This window comes from Mucilaginibacter antarcticus, from assembly GCF_042686155.1.
In the GTDB taxonomy this organism is placed as follows: domain Bacteria; phylum Bacteroidota; class Bacteroidia; order Sphingobacteriales; family Sphingobacteriaceae; genus Mucilaginibacter; species Mucilaginibacter antarcticus.
Genome location: NZ_JBHUON010000005.1, coordinates 160,434 through 177,971, shown reverse-complemented (window position 1 = coordinate 177,971; position 17,538 = coordinate 160,434). Strand labels below are relative to the sequence as shown.

18 protein-coding genes and 1 tRNA gene are annotated in these 17,538 nt (G+C 43.9%); 13 read left to right on the top strand and 6 right to left on the bottom strand.

Annotated features, from left to right (window positions below; all coding sequences use genetic code 11):
- Nucleotides 1–49: 49 nt before the first annotated feature.
- Nucleotides 50–1,531, bottom strand: a complete 1,482-nt coding sequence (locus ACFSYC_RS06575; RefSeq protein WP_377124786.1) for a glycine--tRNA ligase — start codon at nucleotides 1,529–1,531, stop codon at nucleotides 50–52.
- A gap of 103 nt (nucleotides 1,532–1,634) precedes the next feature.
- Nucleotides 1,635–2,297 (bottom strand): DNA alkylation repair protein, encoded by a 663-nt coding sequence (locus tag ACFSYC_RS06570; protein ID WP_377124784.1) that lies wholly within the window; start codon nucleotides 2,295–2,297, stop codon nucleotides 1,635–1,637.
- 68 nt (nucleotides 2,298–2,365) lie between these two features.
- On the opposite strand from ACFSYC_RS06570, the gene ACFSYC_RS06565 reads away from it, so the two are divergent.
- Nucleotides 2,366–2,857 carry a hypothetical protein gene (locus ACFSYC_RS06565; protein ID WP_377124782.1) on the top strand — a complete coding sequence of 164 codons (492 nt, stop codon included), beginning with the start codon at nucleotides 2,366–2,368 and terminating at the stop codon, nucleotides 2,855–2,857.
- A 47-nt stretch (nucleotides 2,858–2,904) separates the two neighbouring features.
- Nucleotides 2,905–3,861, top strand: a complete 957-nt coding sequence (locus ACFSYC_RS06560) for an acetyl-CoA carboxylase carboxyltransferase subunit alpha (RefSeq protein ID WP_377124780.1) — start codon at nucleotides 2,905–2,907, stop codon at nucleotides 3,859–3,861.
- Between the two features lie 154 nt (nucleotides 3,862–4,015).
- Here the strand turns inward: ACFSYC_RS06560 and ACFSYC_RS06555 are convergent, their stop codons facing one another.
- On the bottom strand, nucleotides 4,016–7,153 hold the full coding sequence (locus ACFSYC_RS06555; protein ID WP_377124778.1) for a glycosyltransferase family 117 protein: 3,138 nt from the start codon (nucleotides 7,151–7,153) through the stop codon (nucleotides 4,016–4,018).
- A 257-nt stretch (nucleotides 7,154–7,410) separates the two neighbouring features.
- Between ACFSYC_RS06555 and ACFSYC_RS06550 the strand changes: the two genes are divergently transcribed.
- The 11 genes from ACFSYC_RS06550 to ACFSYC_RS06500 all read left to right on the top strand — a co-directional run bounded on the left by ACFSYC_RS06550 (nucleotide 7,411) and on the right by ACFSYC_RS06500 (nucleotide 13,309).
- A tRNA-Gln gene (locus ACFSYC_RS06550) sits at nucleotides 7,411–7,481 on the top strand.
- Between the two features lie 89 nt (nucleotides 7,482–7,570).
- Complete coding sequence (locus ACFSYC_RS06545) at nucleotides 7,571–8,515, top strand: ribose-phosphate pyrophosphokinase (RefSeq protein WP_377124776.1); 945 nt, start codon at nucleotides 7,571–7,573, stop codon at nucleotides 8,513–8,515.
- A 99-nt stretch (nucleotides 8,516–8,614) separates the two neighbouring features.
- A complete protein-coding gene (locus tag ACFSYC_RS06540; protein WP_377124774.1) occupies nucleotides 8,615–9,193 on the top strand; it encodes a 50S ribosomal protein L25/general stress protein Ctc in 579 nt (192 codons plus the stop codon).
- A 105-nt stretch (nucleotides 9,194–9,298) separates the two neighbouring features.
- A complete protein-coding gene (gene pth / locus ACFSYC_RS06535; protein ID WP_377124772.1) occupies nucleotides 9,299–9,859 on the top strand; it encodes an aminoacyl-tRNA hydrolase in 561 nt (186 codons plus the stop codon).
- A gap of 95 nt (nucleotides 9,860–9,954) precedes the next feature.
- Nucleotides 9,955–10,254 (top strand): hypothetical protein, encoded by a 300-nt coding sequence (locus ACFSYC_RS06530; protein ID WP_377124770.1) that lies wholly within the window; start codon nucleotides 9,955–9,957, stop codon nucleotides 10,252–10,254.
- Nucleotides 10,255–10,514: 260 nt separating this feature from the next.
- On the top strand, nucleotides 10,515–10,709 hold the full coding sequence (locus ACFSYC_RS06525; protein WP_377124768.1) for a DUF2683 family protein: 195 nt from the start codon (nucleotides 10,515–10,517) through the stop codon (nucleotides 10,707–10,709).
- A complete protein-coding gene (locus ACFSYC_RS06520) occupies nucleotides 10,685–10,963 on the top strand; it encodes a Txe/YoeB family addiction module toxin (RefSeq protein WP_377124766.1) in 279 nt (92 codons plus the stop codon). The genes ACFSYC_RS06525 and ACFSYC_RS06520 overlap by 25 nt, the downstream gene beginning before the upstream one ends.
- Before the next feature lie 31 nt (nucleotides 10,964–10,994).
- Nucleotides 10,995–11,342: a Spx/MgsR family RNA polymerase-binding regulatory protein gene (locus ACFSYC_RS06515; RefSeq protein WP_377124764.1), complete on the top strand. Its 348-nt coding sequence runs from the start codon at nucleotides 10,995–10,997 to the stop codon at nucleotides 11,340–11,342.
- Between the two features lie 206 nt (nucleotides 11,343–11,548).
- Nucleotides 11,549–11,797, top strand: coding sequence for a hypothetical protein (locus tag ACFSYC_RS06510; protein WP_377124762.1), 249 nt, complete (start codon nucleotides 11,549–11,551; stop codon nucleotides 11,795–11,797).
- Between the two features lie 11 nt (nucleotides 11,798–11,808).
- Nucleotides 11,809–12,480, top strand: coding sequence for a M1 family aminopeptidase (locus ACFSYC_RS06505; protein WP_377124760.1), 672 nt, complete (start codon nucleotides 11,809–11,811; stop codon nucleotides 12,478–12,480).
- Between the two features lie 142 nt (nucleotides 12,481–12,622).
- Nucleotides 12,623–13,309, top strand: coding sequence for a hypothetical protein (locus tag ACFSYC_RS06500; protein ID WP_377124758.1), 687 nt, complete (start codon nucleotides 12,623–12,625; stop codon nucleotides 13,307–13,309).
- Nucleotides 13,310–13,421: 112 nt separating this feature from the next.
- Here ACFSYC_RS06500 and ilvA read toward each other — a convergent pair whose 3' ends face one another.
- The 3 genes from ilvA to ACFSYC_RS06485 form a co-directional block, all read right to left on the bottom strand.
- Nucleotides 13,422–14,669, bottom strand: a complete 1,248-nt coding sequence (ilvA, locus tag ACFSYC_RS06495; protein ID WP_377124756.1) for a threonine ammonia-lyase IlvA — start codon at nucleotides 14,667–14,669, stop codon at nucleotides 13,422–13,424.
- A gap of 184 nt (nucleotides 14,670–14,853) precedes the next feature.
- Nucleotides 14,854–15,912: a 3-isopropylmalate dehydrogenase gene (gene leuB / locus ACFSYC_RS06490; protein ID WP_377124754.1), complete on the bottom strand. Its 1,059-nt coding sequence runs from the start codon at nucleotides 15,910–15,912 to the stop codon at nucleotides 14,854–14,856.
- A gap of 36 nt (nucleotides 15,913–15,948) precedes the next feature.
- Nucleotides 15,949–17,466: an alpha-isopropylmalate synthase regulatory domain-containing protein gene (locus tag ACFSYC_RS06485; RefSeq protein WP_377124752.1), complete on the bottom strand. Its 1,518-nt coding sequence runs from the start codon at nucleotides 17,464–17,466 to the stop codon at nucleotides 15,949–15,951.
- Nucleotides 17,467–17,538: the final 72 nt, after the last annotated feature.

Here is a 17,538-nt window from a genome sequence, read left to right as displayed (position 1 = left end):
TCTACAAAAAAACCGCTTATTTAAGCGGTTTTTTTGTAGAGACTAATATTTATTTCAGCAAATTCTTCCAACTCACCAACTCACCAATGATCTTATCCAGATCGGCGGCTGGTACGCGCTCTTGTGCCATGCTGTCGCGATGGCGGATAGTAACGGTATTATCTTCCAGTGTCTGATGATCTACCGTGATACAGAATGGCGTACCGATGGCATCCTGGCGGCGATAGCGTTTGCCAATGGCGTCTTTCTCTTCGTATTGCAGGTTGAAATCAAGTTTTAAGGCGTCCATGATCTCGCGGGCTTTTTCGGGTAGACCGTCTTTTTTGGTCAGCGGGAAAATAGCGGCTTTGACTGGCGCAAGGCAAGGGTGCAGGCGCAATACGGTGCGGCTATCTTGTTTCTCTTCGGTACTCAGATCTTCTTCCTCGTAAGCATTGATCATCGTCAGCAAGAACATACGGTCAAGGCCAATAGACGTTTCAATAACGTAGGGGATATAGTTACCGAAAGGTTTGTCTGTAGCCGGGTCAATCTCCGGGTCAAAGTATTGCATCTTTTTGCCAGAGAATTGCTGATGCTGGCTCAAGTCAAAATCGGTACGGCTGTGTATGCCTTCAACCTCTTTAAAGCCAAACGGAAACTCAAACTCAATATCATAAGCGGCATCAGCATAGTGTGCCAGCTTGGTATGTTCGTGGTATCGGTATTTGGCAGCATCGGTGCCTAAGGCCAGGTGCCATTTTAAACGGGCTGCTTTCCATTTTTCAAACCACTCTTTTTGCGTGCCGGGGCGTACAAAGTATTGCATTTCCATTTGCTCAAACTCGCGCATGCGGATAATGAACTGCCGGGCAATAACCTCGTTACGGAACGCTTTACCAATTTGCGCAATACCAAACGGAATTTTCATCCGGCCAGATTTTTGCACGTTCAGGTAGTTTACAAATATGCCTTGCGCAGTTTCAGGGCGCAGGTAAACAACATCGGCATCGTCAGCCACAGCGCCCATTTGTGTGCTAAACATCAGGTTAAACTGGCGCACGTCTGTCCAGTTGGCGGTGCCGCTTAAAGGGCATTTAATGTTTTGCTCAACTATCAGTTCGCGCAGGCGGGGCAGGTCTTCGGCTTTTAGGGCGTTGTCCATTTCCAGTTGCAGCTCTTCTGCTTCGCTGGTTTTTTGTTCCTCGTCCAGTTTTGCTATGCGATCCTCTAATAATTGATCGGCGCGGTAGCGTTTATTGCTGTCTTTATTGTCAATCATCGGGTCGCTAAAACCGTCAACGTGGCCGCTGGCTTTCCAGATCTTTGGGTGCATAAATATAGCCGAATCAATCCCCACGATATTATCGTGCAATTGAACCATGCTTTTCCACCAATAGGTTTTAAGGTTGTTTTTTAACTCGGCACCAAATTGGCCGTAATCGTAAACAGCGCTAAGGCCGTCATATATCTCGCTCGATTGAAAAACGAAGCCATACTCTTTACAATGGGCTATTACGTTTTTAAACAGTTCGTCAGTATTCTTACTCATAGTGTGGCAAATATATATTATTTGTCTGAACTAGGATTTGTAGGATCAAAAGATTGTAGGATTTGATTAGCACCATGGAAATCCTAATCTTATGAATCAAGGTTCAGGCCAATTCTCTCAAAGCATCGCGCGCAATCCACTTTGCTGTTTTACTCTCCTGCAATAAAATCCTTTCTGCACACGCAATAGCTAAGGGCCTTAAAGCAGCATTCCGTTTACCTATTTGCCGCAGGGCCCAATTAACCGCTTTCTTAACAAAGTTGCGATTGTCGCAGGCCTCGCGTTCAATTATTGGGAAGAACTGAATAAACACCGAGTCCGGCGCTTTCTTGTCGTGCACAGCCAGCTCAGCCATTAGCACAAAGCCGGCGCGTTTTACAAATTCTTCTTCGCGAGCGCTAAACTCAAGGGCCTTTTCAATGGCATAGGGAGTGCGGTCGAAAAGGTTTCCACAAACCTGATCACATACGTCCCATGAGTCAAAATCTTTGGTCCAGTTATCAATTTGTTGCGGGGTAACTTGTTTTGGGTCAGCTATCATTGATGCCAGTATGCGCGCTTCGTGGATGCCGGTGTCCCACAGTTTTTGAGCCAGGGCATGGTCCCTGCCTATAAGTTTGGCTAGTTTACGTACTTCGGGGATTTTAACACCGAGCGCTTTCTCATTAGCAATGCCGAAGCGCTGCATGCCTGCATGGTACCGGGTGTCGGCTTTTTCTTTAAGCAGGTCAATAACGTCGCTGGCGTTTGTATCGGTGGTGTCCATCAGGCTAAAATTATAAAATTGCATGAACTTTTGCTGCCACGCAGGTGTTAAGCTTTAAATACCAATTTATGCAATCACACTTATTTACTTTTATGCTGATACTGGGCAGCGCGCAATCTGGCACAGATACTGCCGCCAAACAGTCTCCGGTACGCACCCTAACTTATGAGCAATACCAAAGCTTTTTAAAAGGCGAAGCAGGAGCTGACCTTGCCCGCGTGGCCGAGCTAAACCATTACCCCATGCCTGATAAAGTTTTAAAGTATAAAGCAGAGCTTGATCTTAGCCCCATCCAGGTGAAAAAAATTACGGAGGCCAACGACTATTTGCGCCGTCGGCGATTGCAAATTGGCGGCTCGGTTATCGACACCGAAAAGAAGCTGGATAGTCTTTTTAAGCATAACAAAGTGCAAGACGGCAACGTAATATTTTACACTAATCGTTACGGCTTATACCAGGGCGAATTAAAGAATGCTATGCTACAGGCTTGTCTATCAACGCAAAAGCTATTGTCGGCACAGCAGATAGCAAGGCTTGAAGCTTTACAGAAACGTAAATGATAATTTGCCGTTGGTTTTGTTTAATTTAGCGCCCTCAATAATTAGATATGAAGATTTCGTTCGATTTTGAAAAACCACTGTCAGAGTTACTGCAGCAGATTGAAAAAGTGAAGCAGGTTGAAGAGAAAAATAAGCTCGACATGTCTGCAACAGTGGCCGAATTGGAGAGCAAGTTAGAAACCGCCAAAAAAGATATATACAGCAACCTTACCGGCTGGCAAAAAGTACAGATCTCGCGTCACCCTGAGCGTCCTTACACTTTACAGTATTTGGAATTAATGTGCGATGATTTCATCGAGCTGCATGGCGACCGTACCGTGGGTGATGATAAAGCCATCATAGGTGGTTTTGGAACATTGAATGGCGAAACGGTGATGTTCATCGGTCATCAAAAAGGCCGTAACACAAAAGAACGCCAGTACCGCAATTTCGGTATGGCAAACCCTGAAGGTTACCGCAAAGCTTTACGTTTGATGAAACTGGCCGAGAAATTTGGCAAACCTGTTGTTACTTTAATAGATACACCGGGAGCTTTCCCTGGTCTTGAGGCCGAGGAGCGTGGACAAGGCGAAGCTATAGCCCGCAACCTGCTGGAGATGGCAATTTTAAAAGTGCCGGTTATTTGTGTGGTGATAGGCGAGGGCGCATCGGGTGGTGCCTTAGGTATTGGTATTGGCGATAGGGTGTTGATGCTTGACAACTCTTGGTATTCGGTGATCTCTCCGGAGAATTGCTCTACCATACTGTTTAAAACCTGGGAGCATAAAGAACGCGCTGCAGAAATGTTGAAGCTAACATCGACCGAGATGTATAAAAACAAACTAATAGACGGCGTTATTAAAGAACCGCTTGGCGGCGCGCATCAAGATCCGGTTGCTATGGCCACTATCCTTAAAAAGCAATTAGTAAAAGAGCTTAAAGTACTTAAAGAGCGTGATGTTACCGAACTGGTTAACGAGCGTATAAATAAATTTTGCGCTATGGGCGTAGTGATTGAAGGATAGAAAGATATTGATTCAATGGAAAGGGTTGCGGTTTACCGCGACCCTTTTTTGTTTGTTAGTGGGGTGTGTTATGTTCAGGCTATCGCGAAGCTTACTTAATATAACGCAAAACGCCCCCGAATATCGGAGGCGTTTTCCGTTTTATAAAGATCTATTATTGTTGTTGCTGATCGTCGACATTAATACCAAAAGTCTTTTTATACATTTCCAGCTTGGTTTTGCAATTAGCGTTTAGGGCTGATTGATGCGTAGCGGTTAATTTGGTGATGCCGCTTAAAAGTGATACGCCAAACTGAATTTCGTTATTTAAGCTGGTTTTACCGTCTTTAAACAGGTTAAGGTTATAATTTAACGAGTTGTCGAGATAGTCGATAATGATCGCCAGGTTTTTATCTGCCCAGGCTTTATCGCCCATACGGTAAGCTAAGTCGGCCATGTAGTATTTACGCACCGCTACTTCTTGTACAGGGATGGTTACCGGCATTTCGGCTTCGTACTTGTGTAGCGCGTTAATTGCCAAATCTTTATGTCCTTCCTGGAAGAGGTTTTCGGCCATGGTAAGATATACGCGGCTAATTAACGGGTAAAACATAGTTAACGACTCGTGATCTAAAAAGGTGGCTTTTTTAAAGTTACCGTATTTGAAATTTTTCACCACGTTGTTATACATAGTCATGGTGTTGGTATTCTCTAACGGCGCACGTAACGAGTCAGGTTTTAACGGCAGGAATCTGTAAGCAAAACCTTCGCTGTACATGTATTTAGTTAACCCAATCATGCTTTTGGTAGGCACGGTAACAGTAAAGTATATCGGGCGTTTCCAGTCGTTATGCGATAGGATGTCTATCAGCGCAAGGTTGTCTTTAGTAACATATGGCGATGGGAAAGTAAAATCAATAACAGGCTGTATCTGGTCGCGTTTATCAGCGCCTAGCGTACCTGTTTTAACCACATCGTCAGCATTAACGGTTAGTTTAAAGTTTTTGGTTGGCAAGTAGTTGGCAGACTCGCCGTTGTCGTACTGCGCTTTAGCCTCAGGGTTTTCTGATACCATAAAGTCAAACACCTCTTTCAGCTCAGATGATCCCGGTAATTTGGCGTCGTTAAAATAAATAACATCGCGGGTACCGTTCTTAAATTTGCTATCGGCCATGGTAATAGGCAATGGCGCCGACTCATTCATCTTGCCTTTCATTTGTTTAATGTACCAATCAGTACCTAACAAACTAAGGTTTACAATACGTACATCAGGGCGTACATTTTCAACCTCCTGTAAGTACCAAAGCGGGTACGTATCATTGTCGCCATAAGTAAACAATATAGCGTTTGGCGCGCACGATGTAAGGTAGTTATAAGCCATATCGCGTGGCGTAGTTTTGGTCGAGCGATCGTGGTCATCCCATTCCTGACTGGCCATTAGTACCGGGCCGGCAAGTAAACAAACCAAAGTTGCCAGTACGGCTACGCCAACGGTTTTGCCCTTTTTGCCCAGCAGTTCTGCAATAGCCAGCACCGCTAAACCAATCCATATAGCAAAGGCGTAGAACGAGCCTGCATAAGCGTAATCACGTTCGCGTGGTTGCAGTGGGTCCTGGTTAAGGTAAAGCAGGATAGCAAAGCCGGTAAAGAAGAATAATACTGCCACAACACCGGCATCTTTTTGGTTCTTTTTAAAGTGGAAGTACACACCCAGCAAGCCCAATATCAGTGGTAAAAAGAATAGGCGATTATAGCTTTTGCTTTGCGTAACCGAGTAGGGTAGCTGTTGTTTAACATTAACACCACTTAACCAGTCGCCATCAAGGCCGCGTATCTGGCCGTCCTGCTCGTTTGAGCGGCCCGCAAAGTTCCAAAGGAAATAGCGGGTATACATTTGATTAACCTGCCAAGAAAAGAAGAATGAAAGATTGTCTCCAAATGATGGGTTTTGCCCTTCGGGGATGCCCACCCAGTCATGATAAAACTCAGGATGACCTTCTTTCTCGCTAAACATACGCGGGAAAATGGTATTGCGGTCATATATGGTAGTAATCTTTTTACCTACTACCTCGTATTTTTCATCGCCTTTACGATAGATATCAGCGCCTTCTGTTTGATTAATAGGTTTAGAGTCGAAAAACTGACCGTATAACAGCGGCGTTTCGCCATACTGGTCACGGTTCAAGTAGCCGTTTAACGAGAAAGCGTCCTGCGGATTACTGTTGTTTAAGTTAGTGCCCGCCTTAGCACGAATAACGATCATTACAAATGAGCTGTAACCAAACAGGATGAACGCGGTACAGATCAGGAAGCTATTAAGCGCAAAACGTTTCTCGCGGATTTTAACGCCGTACTCTAATATAGCAATAATAATTACAGCCATTACCAGGCCAATTATACCAGCGCTAACGGTAAGTGCCAGTACAAAGCATACAGCTGTAATAATAATAGTAAGCTGGCTTGGTTTAATGGTGTAAACAATGCCGGCTACAATAACGCCGGTTAACAATAAGAAAAAAGTAATTGCACCGGTGCCGAAGCCCATGCCCAGCGTATTAACAAAGAAAAGATCAGAGAAAGCAGCGCCTTTTACAGTGTATTGTATAATGCCCCACAATACCGCAGCAACGATAACCACACCCAATAAAAGCGCCTTAATAGTACCCCAGGTAGTGGTGTTTGGCGATTTGCGAAAGTAAATAACCAGGGCTATAGCAGGTATAACCAGTAAGTTTAATAGGTGAATACCTATTGATAGGCCCATGATATAGGCTATAAAGATGATCCATTTATCAGCGCCGGGTTCGTCTGCATGGGCATCCCATTTCAATATCGCCCAAAATACAACGGCGGTACACAGGGATGACTGCGCGTAAACCTCAGACTCGACCGCCGAGAACCAGAAGGTATCAGAAAATGTATATGCTAAAGCGCCGACTAAACCGGCACCTATAATAAGTATGGTATTATTAAGATCAAGATCTTCTGCTTTTTTGATCAGTATCTTTTTGGCCAGTGCGGTAATGCTCCAAAACAAGAACAAAATGGTAGCCGCGCTTGCCAGCGCCGAAGCCATATTGGTCCAGTAAGCAACCTTTAAGTTGTTACCAAAAGACAGCAGCGATACCACTTTCCCAATCATGGTAAATAATGGCGCGCCGGGCTGGTGGGCCACCTGCAGGCGGTAAACGCAGGCAATAAACTCGCCGCAATCCCAAAAACTGGCCGAAGGCTCTAAAGTTAAGGCGTAGGTAATAATTGCTACAACGAAGGCTATCCAGCCAAATAAATTGTTGATCTTATTGTATTTCATTTCGAAATTTTACAAGGGTAATGGTTTTAATCAGGCCGAAAATAGCAAAACTACAACTATAATGCAGATCAAAAGCACGGATTTAGCATTTTTTAACATAATACCCTCTATAAATTCAGCCTTTTATCAGCTACTTACAACTGATTTTCAGGCTCTCCGTGTCGGGCTTAATTTTTTTTAAAATTTCCGTTTTGAAGTTGAAAAAATCGTCTTATATTTGCATTCCTTTTCGGGACGTAAGTTACGGAGGTGGAGATTGCCTGATAGTATAATGGTAGTACGACGGTTTTTGGTACCGTTTGTCTAGGTTCGAATCCTGGTCGGGCAACAATAAATATTTCGGATTTCGAATTTTCAGTATGGATAATTCCATAGAGATTCAAATCCGAAATTGTTTTTTATAGCCAACAGCAAAACATGCCATTACAGTTTAACACGGTTAAATTATTTGCAGGTTCCGGATCAACAGATCTGGCGCATAAAATTGCTGATGCTTATGGCCAACCTTTGGGCGAATCGACCCTGGCGCGTTTCAGTGACGGCGAGTTTCAGCCTTCTTTTAACGAATCTGTACGTGGTTGCGATGTTTTCCTGGTACAGTCAACCCACCAGCCTACCGACAATTTAATGGAGTTACTAATGATGACCGATGCCGCACGCCGCGCGTCTGCTCATCACGTTAACGCCGTTATACCGTACTTTGGTTTGGCCAGGCAAGACAGAAAAGATCGTCCGCGTGTAGCTATTGGTGCTAAGCTGGTAGCTAATTTACTGGTAGCTGCGGGTATTGACCGTATTATGACCATGGATTTGCACGCCGCGCAGATACAAGGATTTTTTGATATCCCGGTAGACCACCTTGACGGTTCGATCATATTTGTGCCTTATATAAAGAGCTTAAATTTAAAGGCAATTACCATTGCTTCGCCGGATATGGGCGGATCATACAGGGCACGGGGCTTTGCTAAGTTTTTTAATGCCGAGGTTGTAATTTGCGATAAACGCCGTAAGCGCGCTAACGAAATAGAATCAATGACCCTGATAGGTGATGTTAAAGATCAGGACATTGTATTGATTGACGATATTTGTGATACCGCACGCACATTGGCTAAAGCAGCACAGCTGATAATGGACAAAGGTGCACGCACGGTAAGAGCGGTTTGTACGCATGCCGTACTATCCGGCGATGCCTATGAGACGGTAGAGAACTCGGCATTAACGGAACTGATTGTTACTGATACCATACCGTCAAAACGTACCAGCCCTAAAATAACTGTATTATCAACCGGCGAACTGTTTGCCAAAGCGATAATGAACGTAAATGAACATGGCTCAATAAGCCAGTTGTTTAAGGTAGAGTAAGCCCCTCCTAAATCCTCACCGGTAGGGAGGACTTTGAAAATGAATAAAAATATCCCTGCGCGACGCAGGGCTTAAATACAAACAAATAAATAATTAAAAATGAAATCAATTGCTATTAGCGGTTCTCTAAGAGAGAACGTAGGGAAAAGAGACGCGAAAGAGCTGCGTTACCAGGATTTGGTACCGGCAGTGCTTTACGGTGGTGCTACTCAAAGCCACTTTTCGGTGTCCGCATCTGATTTGAAAGCCGTAGTTTATACGCCGGTTGTTCACTTCATCGACCTTGACATTGCTGGTGTTAAATCACAAGCTATTATTAAAGATCTTCAGTTTCACCCGTTAACTGAAAAACTTATCCACGTTGACTTTTTATTGCTTGACGAGGCTAAGCCAATCGCTATCGATATCCCTGTAAGTTTAACAGGTACTTCACCAGGCGTTAAAGTGGGTGGTAAATTAGTTCAAAAATTACGTAAGCTTAAAGTTAAAGCTTTACCTAAAGATCATATCGACTTTATTGAAGTTAGCATCGAAGCTTTAGAGGTAGGTAAATCAGTTAAAGTATCTGAAATCAGTGTACCTAACTTAACTATCCTTAACAGTAAAGAGGATACTATCGTTTCTGTTACAACTTCACGTGCATTACGTCAGGCTGAGCAAGAAGCCGGTAAAAAATAATTTTTAGGATTTCACTGATTATTAGTGATTTCGCAGATTTGAAAAGCGACAAGTTTAATTACTTGTCGCTTTTTGTTTTTTTAGAAAATGATATATTAGCATGATATGAAATACCTGGTAGTTGGTTTAGGAAACATTGGCCCCGAGTATGCCGATACGCGCCATAATATTGGCTTTGTGATATTGAATGAACTGGCTAAGCAAGAAGGGGTAAAGTTTAACAACATGCGCCTGGCCTACTATACCGAGGTTAGCCATAAGGGCCGCACCCTGCACCTGATAAAACCAACCACCTACATGAACCTGAGCGGTAAGGCCATGAACCACTGGATGAACGAGCTTAAGATCCCGGTAGAAAATGTTTTGGTTTTGGTGGATGATATTGCCCTGCCGCTTGGCACCCTGCGCCTTAAACCAAAAGGCAGTGCCGCCGGACATAATGGACTGAAACACATTGAAGCCACCCTGGGCCATAACAACTACGCCCGCCTGCGTTTTGGCGTTGGTGATAACTACCCCAAAGGCCGTCAGGTTGATTACGTATTAAGCGGCTTTGATGATGACGAACAACCCGAACTACCCGCGCTGATAGACCGATCAATAGAAATGATAAAAAGCTTTGCAGCAATAGGGACGGAATTGACAATGACGAAGTTTAACAAGTAATTGGCGCTATGAAAGCTATCGCAGTTTTTACGAATATATCTCGACTGCTTTTTCTGATCGTAATATCGCAGGGCTGTGTCAATTCAAAGTTAGATATGAAAACCATTAAAGATGATGAACTCACTGTTAGGTGGTATCGTGAAAGTTACATAAGTTCGACGAAGGCTTTTGTATCCGTAGAAAAAAATTATTTTGATAAGGTTATCTTGGATTGTGAGGACGGATTTATAACTGGTGTATCTATTGTTAAAGATGCTATTAAAATTAAATTTTATGGCTCAAGCCGACTTATTAACTCCTATACACCCAAGATTGATAAGTATCATGTGATGATTGATTCATCTGTTACGTTTGATGAGTGGAATAGATACTATCATCCTACCGTGACTTATTGAGATTGTAATACTTAACCTCTTTACACTACGTAATCTTACGTATTACACACCTATATTAGCAATTTAAATCCAGAAATTAAGACATGCGTATATCTCCTATACTAGCACGGGATACCTTAAGAAGTAGCGTAAGGCAGCCATTATAGGTGACCAAAAATCAATAGAAATGATCAAAGCTTTCGCAACGATAGGGACGGAATTGACAATGACGAAGTTTAACAAGTAATTGCAAAGACTCTAATAATTAGGTAAATTTGAATATGACAACGTTAATCATGCACCCTGAAAATAAAGAGCAACTTGCTGCTTTAAAAGCTATTGCTAAGGCATTAAAGATCAGCGTAGAAACAAGCCCCTACGACCCAAAGTTTGTGGCGATGATTAAAAAGGCACAAAAGGGGACGTCTGTTGAAGTTAATCCAAACGATGTATGGGGCAGTTTAAACTTGAAATAAAGGAAATCGCTCAAAAGCACTTAAAGCTACATTACAAATCAGGCGACAAAGGAAGCAACAAGAAAATCGAAAATATACTGCAAGAACTTTCTCAAACCCCGTATACAGGTATTGGTAATCCTGAACCTTTAAAATACGACCTGTCGGGTTTATGGTCAAGGCGTATTAATCAGAAAGATAGGGTTATCTATGAAGTTGACGAGGATGTGGTGACTGTATTTGTGGTGTCCGCGATGGGACATTATGGTGACTAAATAAGTTCGTAATAACTTGTAAATTACCCCCATGAAAGTATACGGAATCACCAACTGCAATACAGTTAAAAAAGCGCTTGATTGGTTTAAAGCCAATGATGTAGTATATGAGTTTCATGATTTTAAAAAACTGGGCATAAGTAACGAGAAACTGCAGGACTGGGACAGCAAAACCGGTTATGAAAAGTTTTTAAACAAGCAAGGCACAACCTGGAAACAACTGGACCCCGAGGTTAAAGATGCTGTTAAAACCAATGCTGATGCTTTGCAACTGATACAACAAAAAACCAGTATGATTAAGCGCCCGGTTATTGAAGATGGCGGTTTCCTGTTCTTCGGTTTTGATGAGGCGGCATATAAAGCGCATTTTAAAAAATAATATCACATAGACGCAATGTTTTGTGTCTATGACCCATCGACCCCGTCAGGCGTATAACTACACCTTTTACTACCCTTACGCAGGGGAGACGCAAAGCATTGCGTCTCTACAGTCGGTGACGTATCTCTTCGCACGTAATAATTTCCTTACGTTTATTTAACCGCGGTTAATTTTATAATTTTACGTTTTAAACTAAAATTAACTGAATGAAACTAAAAAGTACTGCCGGCTTAACACTGGCATTTTGCGTGAGTATGGCCACCGCTATGGCACAAACCACGCCTGCTACCCAGCAACGAAGCACGGGCAGGGCGCAAGCCATTGCCGACCCAAATGCGCCCGAATCAAAGTATGATTACCATGAAACCTGCAAACCGTTTTTTTACACCAAAAACGGCAATGATCTGCGCGCGGCCGACGGTCAGCCGGCCCGAAATACTGGCAGAACCGTGTAGATTACGGCTGGATGGACGAGGGCTTTAACACTTTTATCAATACCTTGTCAACTAAAGAATCATTAAATGGCGAGTTCTACCGCGCCGGTACTTTGGAAGGTCGTATAAAAACCTGGAATGCCTATACCCGCCCTACGTTAGAGCCGATATTGAGTAACCCCGAGAATTTAAAGGAGCCAAACACCGGTACCTTGTTGTACAGCAAACCAGCGGCAGGTTTGACGATACTGCGCGAGAACGTATTGGGGCCGGAACGCTTTGATTTCGCGTTTAAAACCTACGTGCATCGCTGGGCATATAAACACCCCACACCTGACGACTTTTTCCGTACGATGGAAAATGCCTCCGGCGAAAACCTGCAGTGGTTTTGGAGAGGCTGGTTTGTAAATAATGATCGGCTGGATGTTGCCGTGCGTAACGTTAAATACGTAGGGGACGATGCGACCAAGGGTTCTATTATCACTTTAGATAACCTGGAGAAAATGGCGATGCCGGTTATACTTGAAATTAAGACCGTTAGCGGCAAAACCGAACGCGTTAACTACACCGCCGAGGTTTGGGAACGAAACGTAACCTGGAGATTCAGATATCCGTCGACAGAAGAAATAGCATCTGTAACGTATAATCCTGACGGTATTTTGCCTGACCATAACGTATCAAACAACGTTTGGACGAAACAGTAATCATTAGTGCTAACAATAGTAAACCCCGTCCCCGCAACTGTAGGGGACGGGGTTTTTTGTGTCCGGTAAATGTTAAATAGCTTTAACACTTATACATTGGTACTATAATTGATTTAACTTAGCCTGAACAAACTTATACACTATGAAACGCTTTTTGGGATTTGTTGGGTTGATGCTTGCAGCGACCTACGCTAAGGGTCAGGACGTGGTTAAGGGCGTCGTTGTCGAACAAGGCAGTAACGACGGAATTACAAACGTTTTTGTGCATGATACTAATAACAAGCAGATAACCCTGGTTGACAAGAATGGCAAGTTTACTATCAAATCTGGCAAGAACCATTTGGTGATATTTGACGCGCCCGGATATGTGTCTGACACATTAGTGATCATTGATAATAAGCCCCTTACCGTGGTATTGAAACCTGCCGGGATTATGTTAAACGAAGTGAGGGTTAATACCACCAAACGCCTACCGTTTGACCCGAGAATAGAGTATCCGGAGGTATATAGAAAAAGTAAGGTATACGTTTTATCGCCAAGTACCTGGTTCTCTAAAGAAGGTAAAGACGCACGTCGGCTTAAGAAATATTTTGCCAGTGAGGAGCGCGAACGTTACGTAGATAAGCATTATACTGCCAAGTACGTTGAAACCCTGGTGCCGTTGCGCGGTGTTGAGCTGGAGAATTTTATGGCCCTATATCGCCCGAGCTATGAGTATGTAAGAGCTAATAATGGACCTACAATAGCCATGTTTATTAACGACTCGTACAAAAAATACAAAGCCCTGCCTGCCGGCCAAAAGCAATTGGAGAGCTTGAATGCGAGGTAACATATAATAACCATTCTGTCATTTCGACCGAAGAGAGAAATCTATACACGCGCAATTAGCCTATGTATAGATTGCTCTCTTCGTTCGAAATGACAGATTCGTAAAAAAGGGGCTACACCAAATACTCAAACAAAGTTCGATCTTTGTTTAGTTCAATAACCTCAAAGCGATTCTCTTTGAAACGGGTTAGCAAGCCTTCGTAATCATCTTTGTGGGTTAACTCAATACCTACCAGTGCTGGTCCCTGCTCTTTTTCTGTTTTTTTGATGAATTCAAAACGGGTGATATCGTCATGAGGTCCCAGTACATTGTTCACAAACAGTTTCAAAGCCCCCGGGCGTTGCGGGAAACGCACGATGAAGTAATGCTTTAAACCTTCGTATAGCAGCGATTTTTCTTTGATCTCTTGCATACGGGCAATGTCATTGTTACCACCACTGATAACACAAACCACCTTTTTACCTTTGATTTGCTCGCGGCATTGGTCCAAAGCGGCTACTGATAGTGCACCTGCAGGTTCAACTACAATGGCCTCTTCGTTGTATAATTTTAATATGGTGGTGCAGATCTTTCCCTCTGCCACCAGTTTCATTTCGTCGAGCACCTTTGCGCAAAGATCATAAGTTAGGCTGCCCACACGTTTTACGGATGCGCCGTCGACAAAGCGATTAATCTCCGGCAAGGTAATCGGTCCGCCATGCTTAAAGGCTTCCATCATGGATGGGGCGCCTTCTGGTTCTACGCCTATCAGATGTATGTTTTTGTTTTTTTCTTTAAGATAGGTACCTGTACCGGCAGCTAACCCACCACCCCCAATAGGCATGATCACTACTTCTGTTTCAGGCAAGTCCTCTAATATTTCAACGCCGACAGTAGCCTGCCCCTCAATAATGCTGTAATTATCAAACGGGGGAATGAAGGTCATCTGGTGTTTGGCGGTGTAAGCAAGCGCTTCTTTCAGGCAATCGTCAAAAGTATCGCCTACCAAAACCAGTTCAACCTGGCCGTTGCCAAACATTTCTGTTTGCTGTACTTTTTGTTTTGGGGTAATCTCCGGCATAAAAATTACGCCCTTAGTACCCAATTTGTCGCAGCTATAAGCAACACCTTGTGCATGGTTGCCCGCACTGGCGCAAACCACGCCACGGCTCAACTCATTTGCCGATAGCTGGCTGATCATGTTGTATGCCCCACGTAATTTGTAAGAGCGGACTATCTGTAGGTCCTCACGCTTTAACCAAATCTCGCAATCGTATTTTTCAGACAGGCGACGGTTATAAATAAGGGGAGTATGCTTTACAACATTTGCTAATCGCGCCGCAGCGGCTTCTGGGTTTAATTGAAAAGTGTTGGCTGACATCCTAAGCGTAAATATTTATGGCGCAAAGGTATAAACCACAGCTATAAAAAAAAACTGTCATTTCGAACGAAGAGAGAAATCTATACATATGCTAATTGCGCGTGTATAGATTTCTCTCTTCGTTCGAAATGACAGCGTAAGTTGTTATTATTCCACCATTGTTCCCCCTTTAGGGGCCGGGGGGCTAAATATTCTTAGCCAACCAATCACCAACTTCGCTGGTTTTGTAGGCTTTGTTTTTACCGGCAAGGTCTTCGGTTACTATGCCTTCGGCTAATGATTTGTTTACTACTTCGCGAATCAATTCTGCTTCTTCTTTCAAACCAAAAGCGTCCTCAAACATCATAGCAGCTGATAGGACGGTAGCTAAGGGGTTAGCGATGTCTTTGCCTGCCGCCTGCGGGTAAGAGCCGTGGATGGGCTCAAATAACGATGTATGTACGCCTATTGATGATGATGGCATTAATCCCATCGATCCTGATATTACTGACGCTTCATCAGTCAGAATATCACCAAATAAGTTTTCGGTAATTAACACGTCATAGCTGGCCGGCCATTGTACCAGGCGCATAGCTACGGCATCAACAAACTCATAGCTAACGGTAACTTCAGGATAATCTTTTTCCATAGCCTGCACTGTTTGTCTCCAAAGGCGAGAGGTTTCCAGTACGTTCGCCTTATCTACGCAGCATAGTTTTTTGCTGCGGGTCATTGCCATTTCAAAGCCTAATTTGGCTAAACGTACTACTTCGTCTTTAGTGTAGGTACATGTATCAAAAGCGGTATTTCCGTCTTCAGATCTGCCCCGCTCGCCGAAATAAATACCACCGGTTAACTCACGCAGGATGATAAGATCCGTACCTTCAATACGCTCGCGTTTAAGCGGCGAATTGTCAATTAACGACGGGAAAGTGAAAGTAGGGCGTACGTTGGCATACAAGCCTAATGCCTTACGCATTTTAAGCAAACCTTGCTCAGGGCGTACCTTAGCAGTTGGGTCATTATCAAAACGCGGGTGGCCGATAGCGCCAAACAATACCGCATCTGCAGCCATACAAATTTCGTGGGTCGAGTCCGGGTAAGGCTCACCGACAGCGTCAATAGCGGCAGCGCCGGTTAGGGCAGCGGTCCAGCTAATTTCGTGGTTAAACTTTTTTGCTACGGCGTTTGATACTTTAACGGCCTGGTCAATAACCTCAGGGCCTATGCCGTCTCCTGCTAAAAGGGCGATATTTAGTTTCATTGTATGTTGTAATGTTGATTATGAATGTCTTGTTTCTTATATAATATTCAGCATCTTCTGCGTGGCTTTAATGGCGCACACGGTCTGGTCGCTGTCTAACCCGCGGGTTATAAATTTCTTTTGATCTGTTTCCCAGGTGATAATGGTTTCGCATAATGCGTCAGAGGCGCTGCCGGGGGCAATGCGTACCGCGTAGTCAATCAGCTTGGGTAGTTTCCTGTTTTTCTTGTCGTATACCTTGGCCAATGCATTCATAAAAGCGTCAAACTGGCCATCGCCCTGGGCGTTTTCTTCAAACTTTTCGCCATCAATGCTCATAGATATTGTAGCCGAGGGGCGAAGGCCCATGGCATGCATTAATACATACGAGTCTACAATAACCTTTTCTTCATACTGATTGCTGTCCAGCACGTCAGATATGATATAGGGCAGATCCTCTTTGGTTACCGTTTCCTTTTTGTCGCCCAGCTCAATAACGCGTTGGGTAACTCTTTTAAGATCGGCGTCGTTCAGTTTTAAACCCAGCTCCTGTAAGTTCTTTTCAATATTGGCTTTGCCAGATGTTTTGCCCAAAGCATACTCGCGCTTGCGGCCAAAACGCTCCGGCAGCAAGTCGTTAAAATACAGATTGTTCTTGTTGTCGCCATCGGCATGGATACCGGCCGTTTGGGTAAACACATTCTCGCCAACAATGGGTTTGTTGGTGGGGATACGTACGCCCGAGAAAGTCTCTACCAGTTTGCTCACCGAGTAAATTGATGATTCTTTAAGCGCAATCTCTACCTCTGGGACAAAGTCATTTATAACCGCAACGGCGCTTGCCAGCGCGGCGTTTCCTGCCCGTTCGCCCATTCCATTTACAGTAAGGTGTAAGCCATGTATGCCGGCTTTCACAGCCTCTAAAACGTTGGCTGTACCTAAATCGTAATCATTATGCGCGTGGAAATCAAAATGTGTGTTAGGATATTTTGTAATAAGCTCGGTTAAAAACCTTGCAGTCTCATTTGGGGTTAAAACACCCAAAGTATCGGGCAGTAAAACACGTTTTACCTGTTGTGCGGTAATAAAGTCAAGGTACTGATAAACGTAATCAGTAGAGTTACGCATGCCGTTGCTCCAATCCTCCAAATAAACATTGGTTGCAATACCGTTTTTAGCGGCCAGCGCTATTACATGGGCAATGTCGGTAAAATGCAGTTCGGGTGTTTTCTTTAGCTGGTGGGTGAGGTGGTTTAAGGAGCCTTTGGTTAATAGGTTTTGCACCTTAACGCCGGCATTAACCATCCAATCAATAGATACGCCGTTATCAACAAAAGATAATACTTCTATACGGTCAGTATACCCATTGGGCCCCGCCCAATCCATAATGGCTTTAACCGCCTGGAACTCGCCTTCTGATACCCTTGCCGATGCAATTTCTACGCGATCGACATTAAGCTCTTCCAGCAATAATTGCGTAATGGTTAGTTTTTCTGATATGGAAAACGATACTCCCGATGTTTGTTCTCCATCGCGGAGGGTGGTATCCATTATCTCTATTTTCCTGCGGTCCATTTGGTTGGTTTCGGCTATTAGGCGCCGGTATTAACAAGCGTCATTGCGAGCGGCGCGTGGCAATTTCTATAC